Annotated in this window: 12 protein-coding genes; 3 read left to right on the forward strand and 9 right to left on the reverse strand. The window is 73.5% G+C overall.

Features of this window, described 5'->3' with window-relative positions; translation table 11 throughout:
• Positions 1–259: 259 nt before the first annotated feature.
• Complete coding sequence (locus P8A18_RS12510) at positions 260–1,099, reverse strand: MurR/RpiR family transcriptional regulator (RefSeq protein WP_037710337.1); 840 nt, start codon at positions 1,097–1,099, stop codon at positions 260–262.
• Between the two features lie 558 nt (positions 1,100–1,657).
• On the opposite strand from P8A18_RS12510, the gene P8A18_RS12515 reads away from it, so the two are divergent.
• Positions 1,658–2,572: an AfsR/SARP family transcriptional regulator gene (locus tag P8A18_RS12515; protein WP_306054192.1), complete on the forward strand. Its 915-nt coding sequence runs from the start codon at positions 1,658–1,660 to the stop codon at positions 2,570–2,572.
• Here P8A18_RS12515 and P8A18_RS12520 read toward each other — a convergent pair.
• From P8A18_RS12520 to P8A18_RS12550, 7 genes are all read right to left on the reverse strand, one after another.
• Complete coding sequence (locus P8A18_RS12520) at positions 2,549–3,532, reverse strand: LLM class flavin-dependent oxidoreductase (protein WP_306054194.1); 984 nt, start codon at positions 3,530–3,532, stop codon at positions 2,549–2,551. The two genes, P8A18_RS12515 and P8A18_RS12520, sit on opposite strands and share 24 nt — an antisense overlap.
• A complete protein-coding gene (locus P8A18_RS12525) occupies positions 3,529–3,702 on the reverse strand; it encodes a hypothetical protein (RefSeq protein WP_306054196.1) in 174 nt (57 codons plus the stop codon). Before P8A18_RS12525 ends, P8A18_RS12520 begins: the two co-directional genes overlap by 4 nt.
• Positions 3,699–6,494 (reverse strand): DUF4135 domain-containing protein, encoded by a 2,796-nt coding sequence (locus tag P8A18_RS12530; RefSeq protein WP_306054198.1) that lies wholly within the window; start codon positions 6,492–6,494, stop codon positions 3,699–3,701. The genes P8A18_RS12525 and P8A18_RS12530 overlap by 4 nt, the downstream gene beginning before the upstream one ends.
• Complete coding sequence (locus tag P8A18_RS12535) at positions 6,491–8,656, reverse strand: peptidase domain-containing ABC transporter (protein WP_306054200.1); 2,166 nt, start codon at positions 8,654–8,656, stop codon at positions 6,491–6,493. Before P8A18_RS12535 ends, P8A18_RS12530 begins: the two co-directional genes overlap by 4 nt.
• The gene (locus tag P8A18_RS12540) at positions 8,653–11,784 is read right to left on the reverse strand and encodes a type 2 lanthipeptide synthetase LanM family protein (protein ID WP_306054202.1); all 3,132 of its coding nucleotides are present in this window, start codon (positions 11,782–11,784) and stop codon (positions 8,653–8,655) included. Before P8A18_RS12540 ends, P8A18_RS12535 begins: the two co-directional genes overlap by 4 nt.
• 236 nt (positions 11,785–12,020) lie before the next feature.
• Positions 12,021–12,191, reverse strand: a complete 171-nt coding sequence (locus tag P8A18_RS12545; protein WP_306054204.1) for a class II lanthipeptide, LchA2/BrtA2 family — start codon at positions 12,189–12,191, stop codon at positions 12,021–12,023.
• A gap of 22 nt (positions 12,192–12,213) precedes the next feature.
• Positions 12,214–12,405: a plantaricin C family lantibiotic gene (locus tag P8A18_RS12550; protein ID WP_306054206.1), complete on the reverse strand. Its 192-nt coding sequence runs from the start codon at positions 12,403–12,405 to the stop codon at positions 12,214–12,216.
• Between the two features lie 308 nt (positions 12,406–12,713).
• Here P8A18_RS12550 and P8A18_RS12555 point away from each other — a divergent pair, with 308 nt between their 5' ends.
• Positions 12,714–13,139 carry a hypothetical protein gene (locus tag P8A18_RS12555; RefSeq protein ID WP_018553009.1) on the forward strand — a complete coding sequence of 142 codons (426 nt, stop codon included), beginning with the start codon at positions 12,714–12,716 and terminating at the stop codon, positions 13,137–13,139.
• A 317-nt stretch (positions 13,140–13,456) separates the two neighbouring features.
• Here the strand turns inward: P8A18_RS12555 and P8A18_RS12560 are convergent, their stop codons facing one another.
• The gene (locus P8A18_RS12560) at positions 13,457–14,866 is read right to left on the reverse strand and encodes a cystathionine beta-synthase (RefSeq protein WP_306054208.1); all 1,410 of its coding nucleotides are present in this window, start codon (positions 14,864–14,866) and stop codon (positions 13,457–13,459) included.
• Positions 14,867–15,030: 164 nt separating this feature from the next.
• Between P8A18_RS12560 and P8A18_RS12565 the strand changes: the two genes are divergently transcribed.
• Positions 15,031–16,074 carry an SGNH/GDSL hydrolase family protein gene (locus P8A18_RS12565; RefSeq protein ID WP_306060861.1) on the forward strand — a complete coding sequence of 348 codons (1,044 nt, stop codon included), beginning with the start codon at positions 15,031–15,033 and terminating at the stop codon, positions 16,072–16,074.
• Positions 16,075–16,140: the final 66 nt, after the last annotated feature.

The raw sequence follows: 16,140 nt of genomic DNA on the forward strand, positions 1-16,140 counted from the left end.
CCACCCGGACGCGTATGCGTCTGCGACAGTCGTCCCACCGGCGTGCAGACGCGTGGCGGCCGGTCCGGGGGCGTGCAGGGGAGTCCCCGCAGGACGACGAACAGATACCCGGGTACGGCTGCGTACCGGCGGAACGTTCGTCGTCCGAGGAGACGCCCCGGAGGGACCCCGGACCCCACCCGGGACGCGCAGGCGTGCTCTTCAGCCCGTCCGGCGCTTGAAGACGGAACCCTCCGCCCCGGGACGGGGCAACCGACACCTACTCCACGAACAGGCCCCTGGCCACCGCCCCCGCGTCGAACTCCTCCAGGCGGGCCTGGGCGTCGGGCAGGGCGTCGCACATGGCCTCCAGCAGGACGCGCCCCAGCAGCATCGGCGCGCAGGCCGTGTCGAAGGCGAGGCCGGTGCCCACGGCGGCCGGGATCAGCAGGTCGCTGTGGCGGGCGACGGGCGCGAACGCGGAGTCCGCGACGGACACCACGGTGAGCCCCCGGTCACGCGCGTACGCGAGGGCGTCCACCACCTCGCGCGGGTGGCGCGGCAGCGCGAAGCAGATCAGCGCCGTCGCCCCGGCCCGGCGCGCGGCGTCGATCCGGTCGTGCAGCATGCTGCCGCCCTCGTCGAGCACCCGGACGTCCGGGTGCACCTTCGCGGCGAAGTACCCGAACCCCCGCGCCTGCGAGGACGCGGCGCGCAGGCCCAGCACCGGCAGCGGGCGGGAGGCCGCGAGCAGGCGGCCGGCCCGTTCGACGGGGCCCGGGTCGGCGAGGAGTTCGGCGAGGTGGCGCAGGTTCTCGATCTCGCCGAGCACCGCCTGCTGGTACTCGTTGTACGTCTCCTCCCCCGTCTCCGGGCCCGCCGGGGCGACCTCGCGCAGGTGCTTGCGCAGGGCGGGGTAGCCGTCGAAGCCGAGAGCGACGGCGAACCGGGTGACGGAGGGCTGGCTGACGCCGGCCAGTTCGGCGAGTTCGACGCTGGAGAGGAACGGGGCGTCACCGGCCCTGCGCACCATCGAGTGCGCGATGCGCCGCTGCGTGGGCGTGAGCCTGCGCCCCTCGAACAGCTCCTGCAACCGCGCGGCCGGGCTGCTCCCGCTCATCCTGTCCCCTCGGTAGATCCGCCGTGCCGAGGTCCGGCGCCGACGAATCCATTCAGCCAGCACAGCCCCTGCATGTCCATATGCAGCCGCCTGCGGCAGCCCGGGACCGGGCCGTCGCGGAGCCGCCCGAGCGGGGGCCCGGTGCTGGTGCGGATCGGGTCGGCCCTACGGGGAGCGCCACGGGAAATCCGCCCGGCCGGCGAACCCCGGTGAGCGGCCCCGGCACCCAATACCCTTCCTGGTCAAGGGCGTTGCAGGATGCTGCAACGCCCTTGACCCCCTCGTGGCCCGGTGACATGGTGAGGGCCGCGCGAGCGAGGAGGGCGGCACACGAAGCCCCTGGACGGGGAGACCGGGGGCGACGGTACGGACGCCCCTCCGCGGATCGGCCGGGCCGGGTCACCACCCCCGAACGCCGGGCCGCCCCGCTCCCTGCTTCTCCACGCCGGGCCCCATCGCCGGACACCCGGTTCTCCGACCCGTCCGGCGCGTATCAGGAACCATTGTTCTCAGTGCTGCCCGGCGCCCTACCCAGGCCGGGCGAGGGGGGATCGGGGCATGCTGTTCAGGATTCTGGGACCGGTCCAGGTGGGCCGAAGCGCCGAGGCCGGCTCAAGCGTCCGGCGCGCGCTGCTCACCGCGCTGCTGCTGCGGCGGGGGCAGCCCCTGGCCGCCGCCGACCTCATGGAGATCCTCTGGGACGAGCCGCCCGGTTCGGCCACCGCCAACATCCGCAGCCATCTGACCGGGCTCCGCCGCGACCTCGACCGGGCCGTCCCGGGGCTCAGCGACCGGCTGCGCACCTACCGCGGGCCCGCCAGCGGCTACGTGCTGCGCGCCGAGGCGCACGAGGTGGACCTGACCGCCTTCACCGGTCACGCGCGGCGCGGCCGGAGGCTGCTGCTGCGGGGCGAGTCGGAAGCGGCAGTGGCCGAACTGGAGGCCGGAACGGCACTGTGGCGGGGGCCGTTGGGCCACGACCTGCCGCCCACCCGCTGGTTCGGCGCGCACGCCGCCGGTCTGGACTGCGCCCGGCTCGACGCCCACCAGGACCTCTTCACCGCCTGTGTGCTGGCCGGGCACACGGAGCTGCTGGCCTACCGCATCGAGAGCGTCATCGCCGAGGCCCCCTACCGGCAGCGGCTGTGGGCGCTGCTGGCGGCGGCCCACTGTGTCACCGGTGACGCGGCCGGGGCGCTGGCCGCCGTCGAGCGGTGCGCGTCGGTGTTCGCGGAGGATCTGGGGCTGGCGGTGCCGCCCGAGGTCGAGGCGGTGCGGACGGCGGCCCTCACTTGGGACCGGGACGCCGCCCTGCGGATCGTCGCCGCGTATCCCGCGCACGCGTCCGCCCGGCCCACGAGCGCGTCCGCCCGTCCTGCGGACCTCACCGTGCTCCCCCTGGGTGCCGCCGGCGCGCCGTCGACCGCGCCCGGCGGGAACCGTGTCCCGTCACCGCAGCCCGCCGTCCCCTGACTCCGCGTCGCGCGCGACGCCCCGCAGCAACGCCAGCAGGTCGTCGGCCGCCGCCTTGGGACCGTGCGTCAGGCCCACGCCCGTGGCGTTCAGCACCACCTCGTCCACGCCGGCCGCCGCGAACTCCTTGAGCGCGCCGTGGATCTCGTCGGCGCTCCCGTACAGGAACACCCCGGCGTCGACCAGGGCCCGCGCGTCCTCGTCCGCCTGGCCCCGGACGACCACACCGGCCCGGCGCAGTGTGTCCTGGTAGTGCGGCAACTGGATGTGGGACCCGCACGCCGCCGACGCCAGGGCGACCGGGTCGCGGCCGGGGGCCGCCAGGGCGAAGGGCACGATGGCGCTCACCCGCAGCGGGGCGGCGAGTTCGCGGTCGGCGCCCCGCATCGCCGGAACCAGGGTGTCCGCGAGGTACCGCGCGCCCGCCATCCAGGTGACGGCGGCGTCGGCGACCTCGCCCGCCGCAACCGCCATCCGCTCGCGCAGCGCCCCGAGGCCGACCGAGACCGGCGGTGCCAGGGCCGGGATGAGGGCCGCCGAGACGGTGAAGTGCCCGCCCTCCGTCTCCGCGGTACGGCCCGCCACCAGGTCCCGCACGATCCGGACGTACTCCTTGGCGGCGCCGATCTGGCTCGTGTAGGGCCGTCCGAGCAGGCCCCGCTGGAGCGCGACCGCGCCGGGACCGAACCCGGCGACCACCGGACGGCCGGTGGCGATCGCCACCGAACGTGCCTCGACCGCGGCGTGGTAGGGCGAGCGGAACGGCATCAGCGAGACGCCGAACCCGGTGGGCACCCGGATGCCGAGCCCGGCGAGCCAGCTCACCAGGTGCTGCGACTCCAGCACCATGCCCTGCCCCAGCCAGAGGCGGTCGGCCGCCGTCCACTGCACCAGATTGGCGAAGGGGACGACCTGCTCGGGCCGGGTGGGGCCGATGGGCAGCAGGAGGGAGTACTTCATCGCCGTTCCTTTCCGCGGCCGGACCTCCGCCGCGCCACCAGGGCCGCGGCGGCGCCGATCACGACGGCCACCACCGCCCCGGTCCAGTTCCGCTGGGTGACGGCCACCGCGGCGATCACCGTCGCGACGACCAGGGGGAAGGCCGCGCCCGCGTCGGTGCGCCCGCTCACCGGGCGACCGCCGTCGCGGCCACGTCCGCCGCCGGGACGCACAGGGCTGCGGGCACCGGCACGTCCGGCCCGTCCTCCAGCGCCGTCGCGAGCAGCAGATCCGTGTCGCCGACCCCCGCCCAGCCGAACATGTAGCCGAGCAGGGAGGTCCGTCCGGGTGCTCCCAGATGGAAGCCGTGCCGGACGGCGGCGGTAATCGCCCGCTCCTGGAGGTCCACCGCCCGTTCCAGCAGCGCCGGTTCGCCGAGCAGACCGGCGGCGGCGACGAGGGACTGGACGGCGCCACTGGTGCCGTGGCACACCGACAGGTCGACCGGGCCGTCGGGCAGTACCGCCGCCCGGTCCGCGAGTGCGGCGAGCGTGCCGCCGCTCAGCCGTTCGCGCCGGCCGGCCGAGACAAGGATCTCCGACGAGGCCAGCAGCAGGCCGGCGGCGCCCTTGCACCATCCGGCGAACTCCGGGCGGGCGCCGGAGCGCAGCCGTTCCTCCAGCCAGTCGGCGGACGCGGCGCTCACCGCCGGGTCGCCCAGCACCCTTCCGGCGCGGGCGGCGGCCCAGCGCAGGCCGAGTTCACCGTGGGCCAGGTCGTACCAGGGCGCCGCCGCGAGGGGGCCGGTCCCGGCGAGGACGAGGCGGGCCAGGTCCCTGGTCCCCGGCGGTTCCTGTCCGGCCGCGGCCCGCGACAGCAGCACCATCAGGGTGCCCGCGGGGCCGTTGGCCAGGTCCGCGTCCAGGGTTCCGGCCTCCGCCCCCTCCGTGATCCGGGCCAGTACCCGCGCCGTCCAGTCGGGGTCGTACCGGTCCGGGCGGGTCAGGGCCAGCGAGGCACCGCCGGTGAAGACGCCCTCCGGGACCTGGAGCAGGATGTCGCCGTACTCCGCGACCAGGGCGTCCAGGCCCCGTTCGGCGGCCTGTCCCGCGGGGGCGAGGGAAGGGTCCCGGAGGGCCGCGTTGCGCAGGAAGGCAACGATGCCGCCGGCGTCGTGGAAGGAGATGAAGTTCCCCGGGGTGAGGGTCGGTGCGTTGCGGTCCGGGCCGATGCCGGAGACCCAGCCGGTCTCGGGGCCGTCGGGACCGTCGTGGCGGACGGCGACCGCGTCCACCGTACGGGCGATGGAGGGCCACCACCGGCCCGGCAGGGCAGCCCGGCAGGCATCGGCGAAGACGCTGTGCCGCGACAGGCCGCCGGGCCGGCCGGCGCAGAGTTCGCCGAAGCACTCCTCCAGGAGGAAGTGGTGGTAGGCGTCGCTCCGGCGGCCGTTGACGGCGAGGCCCCGGCGGGCGAAGTCCAGCGGGGAGGAGGAGTAGACGTCCGGCAGGGTCCCGGCGGAGGTGGCCAGTCCGGTGGAGTCCGCCCGTGTGACGAAGTAGGGGACGTTGCCGGTGTCCAGGGCCGCCCGCTCCCCCTCGCCGACGAACCGTGCCGCCGGAGGGCTCAGGTACTCCGGGTAGCTCCCGAGGAGCCGGAGGAGCCGGTCGGCCTCCTCGGGCCGGGCGAGGTAGTCGGGATGGGTGGCCGCGTCCAGGAAACGGGAGTAGACCATCGTCGAACGGATGAGGCAGCGCACCGGCATGTCCCGGTGGCCCTTGAGTACGGCCCCGAGCCCGTCGCCGCGCACGGACCCCAGCGCGTCCCGGTATCCGGCCAGCAGGGCCGGGAAGTGGTCCACGGGGGACAGCGCGTCCGCGCCGAGCCTGGGCACGTTGTCGCGGTGCCGGTAGACGACGTTCTCCCAGCGGACGTGGAGGTTGTCGGTCCCGGTGTCCTGGAGGACCGGCCGCCGCAGCCGCGACGCCTGGTCGCCCTCGACCCCCACACCCGCCACGATCATGTCCATGGCGCCGTTGGGGTCGACCATCGGGATGAGCACCGTGGAGGCCACGGACAGTTTCAGGTGGTCGATGAGGGTCTTCGGCAAGGAGACGGGGGCTTCGCCGGGGTCCGGCCGCACCACGGTCTCCGTGTCGATCAGGCACGGGTGCTCGCCGGCCGCCAGCAGGTTCTCGTCGTGCAGGTCGGAGGCCCCGATCGCGCCGAGGAGTGCGCACAGCGCCCCGAACCGGTAGAAGTAGCGCTCGGGCTGGTCCGCACCGTCCATCGCCGACGGGACCACGTACCGCTGCCAGCCGTGCTCCCTCACCGTGACGGAGAGCGGCACACAGCCCGCCAGTGAGTGCCGCAGCCGGGGCTCCGCGGCGGCGAACAGGTCGCGGACGAACGCGTCGGTGTTCAGGGGCCGGGGCTTGAACACCAGCCGTGTTCCGTCGGTGAGGTGGACGCGCACCACTTGGCGGTTGTCGTTGTGCAGGTCGGAGCCGGTGCCGGAGATGTCCGCGACGCCGGTCCGGTCGCCGGACAGCAGGCCGGCCTCCCGCAGGGCCGCGCGGTCGGCGTCGAAGGCGGCGAAGACCTCGGCGTGCGCGTCCAGCCCGTTGGCGGTGACGGTGCGCAGCCGGTCCCGCAGGACGGGGTGCCGCTCGGCGATGCTCCGGCAGAAGGCCGCGTCCTCCAGCCGGAGCCGGAAGCGCCGCAGCGCGGTGTCGGCGGTGGTGGACGCCGGCAGCCCGGTCTCCTCGCGGAAGGCGTGGAACTCCTTGATCAGCGTCCGGAAGGCATGTGTCTCGACGGCGCGGACGAGTCCGGCACGCACCTGGAGCAGCAGTGGCTCCGCCCGTCCGGGTCCTGCCGCGCGCGCGAGCGCCGGGCCGACCCGGGCGGCGACGGTGTCCTCGGGGACCATGTGCGCGTAGAAGGGCTGGAACGCCTCGATGGCCGCAGTGGTGTCGCTCATGACCGCTCTCCAGGGACAAGGGTGGGGTCCTCGGTGCGCTCCGCGTACAGCTCGGCGTAGAGCGAATCCCCGCTCAGCAGTTCGTGGTGGGTGCCCTGTTCGACCACACGGCCGCGGTCGAGGACGTGGATGCGGTCGGCCGAGCGGATGGTCGCCAGCCGGTGGGCGATGATGACCTGGGTGGCGCCCAGGTCCTCGATGATCCGGTTGACCCGGCGCTCGTTGACGGTGTCCAGGGACGCCGTGGCCTCGTCCATGACCAGCAGCTTCGGCTTCTGCAACAGGGCCCGGACGATGGCCAGCCGCTGGCGCTGACCGCCGGAGAAGTTGGCGCCCATCTCGGAGACCAGGGTGTGCAGCCCCATGGGCAGGTCGTCGAGGAAGTCGAGGATGCCGACCTCGGCGCAGTACTCCCGTACGCGATCCAGCGGCAGGTCCTGACCGAGCGTCAGGTTGTCCAGGACGGTGCGGTTGTGCAGGTGCACCTCCTGCGGGATGTAGCCGATGGCGCGGCGCAGGGCGTCCCGGTCGTACCGGGACGCGGGCTGACCGCCGAACCTCACGGTGCCCGAACCCGGTTCGTACAGACCGCAGATGAGCCGCCCCAGGGTGCTCTTCCCGGACCCGGAGGGCCCGACCAGGGCGATGCGCGAACCCGGCTCGATGGCCAGCGAGACCCCGCGCAGTACCGGTTCGCTGTGCCGGGTGTAGCGGAAGACGACGTTCTCCAGCGAGATCGAGGTGTCGGGGAGCCGGGTGAGGCTGCCGCCGCGCGACTCGGGCTCGGCCTCCGCGATGTCGTTGAGCCGGGCCATGTAGCGGGATGCCTCGGTGAACTCGGTGTACGTCTGGAACACCGAGGTCGCCAGGGCGAAGTAGGTACCGGACACCGTCTGCACGGCGATGGCCGCGCCGAGCGAGATCCGGCCGTTGCTGACGAAGTAGAGGCTCGCCAGCAGCACCACGATCGGCCCGAACATCTGGGTCGTCGTGGTGACGCCGGCGATGCGGCCCTGCTGGAGTCGCATCCGGGTGCGCATGGCGTCGAGGGAGGCGTCGTACGTGGTGCTCCACCGGTCCACGAACTCTCGCGCGTAACCGCCCATCTTGATCGAGGAGATGGACACGATGGCGTCCAGTTGCGCCGACTGGCTCTTGGAGAGGTGCGAGATCTCGGTCTCCGCCGACTCCAGCACCCGTACCCGGGTCACCGCCAGGTAGCAGGCGTTCAGCAGGAGCAGCACCGAGGCGACGGCCCCGAGCCGCCATTCCGTGACGTACAGGTAGACGGTGACGCAGAGCAGGGTGCCGATGTCCAGGACGCCCTGGGCGATCCGGGAGGACAGCAGATCGCGGATGGAGTTGACGCTGTTCAGCCGGAACAGGAGTTCGCCGGGCTGTCGCACGGTGAAGTACCGGTAGGGCAGGGCGAGCATCCGGCTGAAGGTGTGGGTCATCAGGTGCCGCCCCATCAGGGTGACCACCGAGGAGAGCACCAGCACCCTGATGAGGTGGATCGCGAAGAAGCCCGCGGCGACGGCGAGGACGGCGGCCATGACCGGAGCGAGATCGACGGGCCGGTGCCAGTCGCCCGCCCGGTCGACGGCCCACTCGGTCAGCATCGGGATGCCGAGCACGGCGCCGTAGCCGCTGAGGGAGAGCAGGGCGACCAGAGCGATGCGCCGGGGCGCCCCCTCCGCGAAGAGCGGCACGGACCGCCACTCCGCGAACGGCCGGGCGCGTCTGCGCTCGAACTCCGGTCCCGGCTCCGCGCTGATGGCGATGGAGCTGAACCCGTCCTCCAGTTCCTTCCGGCTGATCCGGCGACGCCCCACCGCGGGGTCCATCACGACGGCGGTCCGGCCGTCGAACCGCTCCAGCACCAGGAAGTGCTGGTCCTCCCAGAAGAGGATCACCGGGGAGGTGAACTTCTCCAGCGCGCCGATCCCGCGCACCCGGTACGACTTGACCCGCATGCCGCGTTGGGTCAGGAACCGGACGAGGTCCCGGGCCGAAAGTCCGTCCCGTCCCGCGTCCAGCGCGTCCCGGGCCTCGGTCATGTCCTCCGCCCGACCGTGGTGGCGCAGCACGGCCACGCAGCAGCACAGACCGCACTCGGTCTGGGTGACCTGGGTGACGGTCGGCACCCGTCGTCCGCTCATCGCCGGTCCTCCAGGGTGAGTGTCACGGGCGACAGCCGTACGGCCGGATCGAGCCGGCCCACGAGGTGGACCACGATGCCCGCGGTGCCGACCATGAGGCTGCTGGTGTGCGCGTAGCGGCTGGTGCTGTCGTCGATCTTGCGGGCGAAGGCGTCGGGGTGCAGCCACCGGTCCTCGACCTCGGCGAGGGAGTCCCGCAGGGCGGGCACACCGGCACCGCCGGTCCCGGTACCGGCCCGTCGGGCGCCCGTACCGGCCGTCCCGGCCTGCGCCTCTGCCCCCGGCTCCGCCTCCGCCTCCGCGAGAGCGCGCAGGACGTCGTGGTTGCCCAGGTCGCCGTGGCACCACGTGAGGTTGCGTCCGAAGCCGTGGGCGACCAGATTGCGGGCCGCCCGGTCCCGCAGCCGCCCGCAGCCCTCGTGGCCGGGGCGCTCACCGAAGTGCTCGCCGAAGGTCTCCGCGCAGGCGGCGAGGGACAGGGCGATACCGGTGGCGCCGTGGCACCAGCCGGTGGAGTACGTACGGTCCCCGGCCGTGCTGGAGAACCAGTTGTCCTCGGCCGGGTCGTGGAAGTGCCGCAGCCGCTCCAGCAGTCCGGCCGCCGTCTCCCGCACCGATGCGGCCTCCGCGCCGGACAGGACGGGGTGCGTCCGGCACAGGGCGTGCAGCGCGCCACTGACGCCGTGGGCGAAGCCCGACTGGGCGAACAGCGGATCGGCCGTGCGGGCGGGGTCCCGCAGGAGGCGGGTGAGCAGCCCCGCCAGCGCGGCCAGCGCCTCCGGGGCGTGCGGGCCGCCGACCGCGGCGACACAGGGGATCACGCCCGCGAGCCCGCCGATGACGTCCATCGGCAGCCGGTCGGCGGGGGCCGCCCGTATCTGGTCCATGACGAGGGGCAGGGCACCCTGGGCCGCCGCCACCCAGTCCTTCTCGTCCAGCAGCCGCCCCGCGGACGCCAGGGCGAACAGCACCCCGGCCATGCCGGTGTATCCGGCGAAACCGGCCTGCTGGACGCTGCGGGTCTCGTAGCCGCGGGTGGCGAGGATCTCCGCGGTGGTGGAGAAGATCTGGACGGGCAGCTCCCGGTACGCCCCGTCGCCGAGCAGCCGGGCCGCCGAGGCCAGCGCCAGGGCCGGGCCTGTACGGCCGGTGTACAGGTCGTAGCCCAGGACCCCGGGCGGCCAGGGCCGGTTGGCGTCGGCGGAGGCGATGGGGCCGATCCAGGTGCGGGGCAGATGGGCGAACTGGTCGGGCAGGGACGTCTCGACGAGCCGGTCGCACAGCCGCCGGACCAGCGCGGTCATCTCCTCCCGCCGCAGTGCGGCGTCCGGTGCCGGGCCCCCGGCCGGCGTGGTGCCCGCGGCACCGAGGTGGTTGTCGGGGAAGCGGGAGGAGAACGCGGAGTGGATGAGCCGAAGTTGCTCGCGCAGGTCCGGCTCCGACAGCCGCCCGGCCTTGTCGAGGGCCTGCTGGAGGGGGGAGCTGTCGAAGGACGAGCCGACGGGTGCGCCGGAGCCGTCGCACAGGTCGGTGCCGTCCGCGGCCACCGTGAAATAGGGCACGTCCCGCTCCGCGAGCTGGCGTATCTCGGAGCGGACCAGCGGCCGGTCGCCGGACTTGCTGGCGATGGCGACGCGCTTGAGCAGCGCCAGGTAGGTCCCGGTGCCGTCGAGCGCGGCGGGACCGGAGGTCATCCGCAGCGTCTGCCCGTACAGGGCCGTCGGGTTGTGGACGTAGCGCACGCGCGCACCGGTCGCGGTGCGGCGCAGCAGGCCGGTCCAGCCCTCCCGGTCGGCGAGAACCGCGCGGTAGAGCCGGGTGAACCCCTCGGCCATGCACCGCCCCAGCTCGCGGACCCGCGCCTCGGTGACCGCGCCCGCGACGGTCCGGCGCTCGGCCGCGGCGGAAGACCGCAGCACCAGGCTGATCCGGTCGGTGTACGGGTTCTCGAAGCGGAGGCTCTTGAACGGGGTCGCGCCGCGCCCCTGTCCGCCGAGGAAGCCGAGGTCGATGTGGCCCGCGTCGGGGCCCTTGCCGGGCATGACCAGCGGCAGGATGCCGATGCCGTAGACGGACCCGCCGATGGCGGCGTAGGCGTTGCCGGGGGCCTCCGGTACGGGGCCGTGGTGCAGCCGCTCGGGGTGCAGGAGGGTCTCCAGGTCAATGGGGACCGGGCCGCGGCGCGTGGGCAGGATGTTCTCGAAGTGCATGTCGCGGGCGTTCAGCAGGTAGAGCACGGCGGCCAGTTCACCGCTCTCGCGCAGGAACCGCGCGGAGACGTCGGCGACGTCCTCGGCCTCCACGTACTCGACGTAGCCGTATCCGTCGCACCGGAGCACCCGGGCCGCGGCCAGCCGGGTGCCGTAGCGGGCGTTCAGCGCGGGGACGAGGCGCTCGTAGGCGGCCTCGCAGGACACGTCCCTCGGCTTGTGGACGACGCGGCGCCCGGAGCGGAAGGTCAGCACGCCGACGCTGCGGCCGTGGTGGTGGGTGTCCCCCTCGGCGGCACCGAGGGAGACCAGGCGGTCGGCGGGGTCCAGCCCGAGCACCCGGGCGAGGTCGGCCCGGTCGGCCGCGAGCCGCCGCAGCACCTCCCCCACGGCGACGCGCTCATTGCGGACGAGGAGGGGGACGAGACCGCGCAGCACGGGGAACGCCAGCCCGCCGGCCTCCTCGAACGAGGAGTCCACGGCCTGCCGCACGAAGGACCGGTAGCGCTCCTGGGGCGTGGAGCCGGTGAGCACGCCGCGCTCCCGGGCCCTGTTCACGGCGGCCACCAGCGGCCGGGTACAGACCTCGCGCAGCCGGACCTCGGTACGGGTGAGCACCTCGCGCAGGAGGGCCCGGGGGTCGTGGAGCAGGTCCTCGTGCCCGGCGAGCGGACCGGTCGCGGCCACGTGGGCGGCCAGGGACCGCACGACGCGCTGGAAGGGGTACTCCTCGGCCTCGTCGATCCAGTCCCCGGTGCCCTCCGGCGCGGTCGCGCCGTCGGCCCGCACGGACCGCAGATCACCGGAGCCGTCCCCGAGCATCGTCAGGATCGGGCCGTCGAAGCGCGCGAGGGGCGTGATGCTCTCCGCGATCTCGGCGCCGTCGAGTTCCGGGTAGTAGTCGGCCGGAGATGTCACGTTCGGGTTCTCCTGGAGCGCTGGCGGGAGGAACAGGAAGGGGGCGGCGGACGGCCGTTGCCGGGGGACGCCGGCACGGGCCGGCCGACGGGACGGGGCCGGGGGCCGGTCGGTGGAGCGGCCGTGGGCGGGGACCGGTGAGCCGGAACGGAACGGGCGGTGAGGCCCCGACCCGGCCCGCCGGCCCGCCGCACAACGCGGCCCGACGCTTCACCGTCTGTGGCGGCGGACTCCCGTCAGCACTGGCTGGTGCACTTGGTGGTCGGACAGGCCGCAGCCGACACCAGGGTGACCGTGGCTATGCACCACGGACCCGACAGCACACCACCGTGGGACTCCGTCTCACTCAGCTCCACGAGCTCCAGCTCGTCGTAGCCGCCGAGAAGGTCGTCGTTGTTGTCTCGCATGATGCGTTCCCTCCGGGACGTGTCAGTTGCAGTTCGGCTGGCACTCGACGGTGAGGGTGCACCAGCCACCCTTGTTCCCGAGGTAGTCCGAGAGGGAGAACGTGTTGGTGCTGCACGCAAGCCGCGCGCCGACCGCGTCGAACTCCTGCTCCTGGATCTCCTCCAGCAGGGAAATGTCGCCCTCGTACATGAGGAACCCCTTCCTTCGCTTCACTCCGGGCTCCGGCCGGACCATCCGGACCTCATAACCCGCCCCGATCCTCGGGCCCCTCTGTTGCACCCCCGCATCCCGCTGCGCACGGCCGCCGCATGTGCGGTGCATAGGAGGGGCACAAAGGGCAGTACGGGCATCCGGCCCGGCTCGCGGGGCCGGGCGGGAAGCCGGGCAGCCGGGCGGGAAGCCGGGCAGCCGGGCACAACAGACATGCAGAGGGCATGTCACGTCTCGTCTTCGGCGGCGGCTCCCGAACACGGGGGCTAGCCCCACTGTCCCGGGCGGCTCCTCTTCGTACCGTGGACACCATGGACGCACCCGACACCGAGCTCGACAAGGAGCTCAAGGCCACCTTGCAGGCCCGCAGCGAGCTGGGGACCGACTACGACTCCGCGCTCGTCGAGTCGTTCCTGGAGAAGGTGGAACAGCGACTCGACGTCACGCTCGACCGCAGGGTCCGGCGGCACCTCGCGGAGCAGCAGACCGCCGTCGCCCGGGGCGCGCGTGCGCCGGGGCAGCCCATGGGTCACTTCGGCGAGCGCTTCGGGTTCGGGATCATCTCGCTGGTCCTGGCCGTCCCGCTGTCCGCCATCGGCGCCGCGAACGCCGGCATCGGCGGGCTCATCGTGGCCTGGCTCGGGATCGTCGGCGTCAACGTCTTCCAGGCGGGCCACGGCAGGCGCCTGTTCCGCGGGCGCGAGGAGCGGCGGGCGGCCTCCGACTGGGAGGAGTGAGCGCACGGCTCACGTGTCCGGGGGCGGAGGCGTGGGCGCGTCGCGCAAAGGAGTGTCGCGGGGACCGCCACACCCCCGGTTGCCCGGGGGGCGGGACGACGGCGGTCCCCGCGAAGGACGACGCGGTCCGGGTCAGGGCCGGTCTGCGCGTCCGGGCGACGGTGGAGGTCCGGGAGCCGCTCCGTAGTCCGTGTCGCCGTACTCGGTGCCGGCGGGCTTCCCCGCCGACACCCACCAATGTGCCGGAGCCGTGTTAAGCCGGTGCTGCGCCCGCGTGTCGCACACGTACCGTTTTCGCGAAGCGCGTGTGCACCGTCCTACGGCTTCGTGGCGGCGGCCGTGTCCTTCGCCAGGTACGCCAGCAGGTCCTGGCGGCTGACCACGCCCTTCGGCTTGCCCTCCACCAGCACGATCGCCGCGTCCGCGGCTCCCGTACCGCCGAGCACCGCCATCAGGTCCTCGACCGGCTCGCCGGAGCCGACCTGCGGCAGCGGCGGCGACATGTGCTTCTCCAGCGGGTCCAGGAGCGAGGCGCGCTGCGCGAACAGCGCGTTCAGCAGCTCCCGCTCGACCACCGAGCCGATGACCTCGGCGGCCATCACGTCCGGGTGGCCCGCGCCCGGCTTCACGATCGGCATCTGCGAGACGCCGTACTCGCGCAGCACGTCGATCGCCTCCCCGACCGTCTCCTCCGGGTGCATGTGGACGAGGGTCGGGATCGGCCCCTCCTTGTGGTTCAGGACGTCCGCGACCCGGGCGGAGGGACCGGAGTCCTCCAGGAAGCCGTAGTCGGCCATCCACTCGTCGTTGAAGATCTTGCTCAGGTAGCCGCGGCCGCTGTCCGGGAGGAGCACGACGACCACGTCATCGGGTCCGAGCCGCTTCGCGACCTCCAGCGCGCCGACGACGGCCATGCCGCAGGAACCGCCGACGAGCAGCCCCTCCTCCTTGGCGAGGCGCCGGGTCATCTGGAAGGAGTCCTTGTCGGACACGGCGACGATCTCGTCGGTGACCGTCCGGTCGTACGCCGTCGGCCAGAAGTCCTCGCCGACGCCCTCGACCAGGTACGGCCGGCCGGAGCCGCCGGAGTAGACCGAGCCCTCCGGGTCCGCGCCGACGACCTGGACCGCGCCTCCGCTGACCTCCTTCAGATAGCGGCCGGTGCCGCTGATCGTGCCGCCGGTGCCGACCCCGGCCACGAAGTGGGTGATCTTCCCCTCCGTCTGCTCCCACAGCTCGGGACCGGTGGTCTCGTAGTGGGAACGGGGGTTGTTCGGGTTGGAGTACTGGTCGGGCTTCCAGGCTCCCGGCGTCTCACGGACCAGGCGGTCGGAAACGTTGTAGTACGAGTCGGGGTGCTCGGGGTCGACCGCCGTGGGGCAGACGACGACCTCGGCACCGTAGGCGCGCAGCACGTTGATCTTGTCCGTGGACACCTTGTCCGGGCAGACGAAGACGCACTTGTACCCCTTCTGCTGCGCGACGATCGCCAGGCCGACGCCCGTGTTCCCGCTCGTCGGCTCGACGATCGTGCCGCCGGGTTTCAGCTCGCCGCTCTGCTCGGCGGCCTCGATCATGCGCAGGGCGATCCGGTCCTTCACCGACCCGCCGGGGTTGAAGTATTCGACCTTGGCCAGGACTGTCGCCTGGATGCCGGCCGTGACGCTGCGCAGCCTCACCAGCGGGGTGTTGCCTACGAGACTGATCATCGAATCGTGGAATTGCACCGTGTACTCCGGGGTCTCCGAGATGGTCCGGCAAGCGTATGCGTACGAGCCCGGGATTGGGTGAAGCGATTGAACGACGGCCGGTAGCGGGCAGGTAGCTCTGTGTACGGCTGTACGGCGGTACGTGGGACGAGGAGGTGGACCGGACTGTGTCGACGGCAAGGGTGGCACGGCGGATCGCGGCGGGCGCGGCCTACGGCGGTGGCAGCATCGGGCTGCTGGGGGCCGCGGCGGTGGGTGTCCTGCTGGCGGAGGTCCAGCTGGCGAAGCGGCTGGTGGGCGGCGGGGTCGCCCCGGTCCCGCCGAGCGCGGACGGGCGGTACGGGGTGGCGTTCGCGGGGCCGGCGGAGCCGTTGCGCTTCGGGCTGCTCGGGGACTCCACGGCGGCCGGGCAGGGGGTGCGCAGGGCCGGGCAGACCCCGGGGGCGCTGCTGGCCTCGGGGCTCGCGGCGGTGTCGGAGCGGCCGGTGGATCTGCGCAATGTCGCGCTGCCGGGGGCCCGGTCGGACGATCTGGAGCGGCAGGTCTCGCTGCTGCTCGCGGACCCGTCCCGGATGCCGGACGTGTGCGTGATCATGATCGGCGCGAACGATGTGACGCACCGGATGCCCGCCACGCAGTCGGTGCGCTGTCTGACCACGGCGGTGCGCAGGCTGCGGACGGCCGGTGCCGAGGTCGTCGTCGGGACCTGTCCGGACCTGGGCACGATCGAGCCGGTCTACCAGCCGCTGCGCTGGCTGGCCCGGCGGGTGAGCCGACAGCTCGCCGCGGCCCAGACGATCGGCGCGGTGGAGCAGGGCGGGCGCACGGTGTCGCTGGGCGACCTGCTGGGGCCGGAGTTCGAGGCGAACCCGAGGGAGCTGTTCGGCCCGGACAACTACCACCCCTCCGCCGAGGGGTACGCGACGGCGTCCATGGCGGTCCTGCCGACGCTCTGCGCGGTGCTGGGCCTGTGGCCGGAGACGGACCGGCTGGACGGCGCCCGCAGCGAGGGCATGCTGCCGGTGGCCAAGGCGGCCTCCCAGGCGGCCAAGGAGGCCGGTACGGAGGTCACCGGGGCCCGCGCGCCCTGGGCGCTGCTCAAGCACCGCAGGCGACGGCGCCTGCCCGCGCCCACGGAACCGCGTCCGGACCCGGAGGCCGGTGGCTCCACGCGGCTCGAACGCCATTCCGGCACCGACACGGGCACCTCGCCGCGCCACGCGTGAGAGAGCTGACTGAGCGGTTGCTTAGAAAAGAGGTCCGCATCACATGCCGCGTCGGGTGACCTCGGA

The organism is Streptomyces sp. Mut1 (assembly GCF_030719295.1).
GTDB classification, from domain to species: Bacteria; Actinomycetota; Actinomycetes; order Streptomycetales; family Streptomycetaceae; genus Streptomyces; species Streptomyces castrisilvae.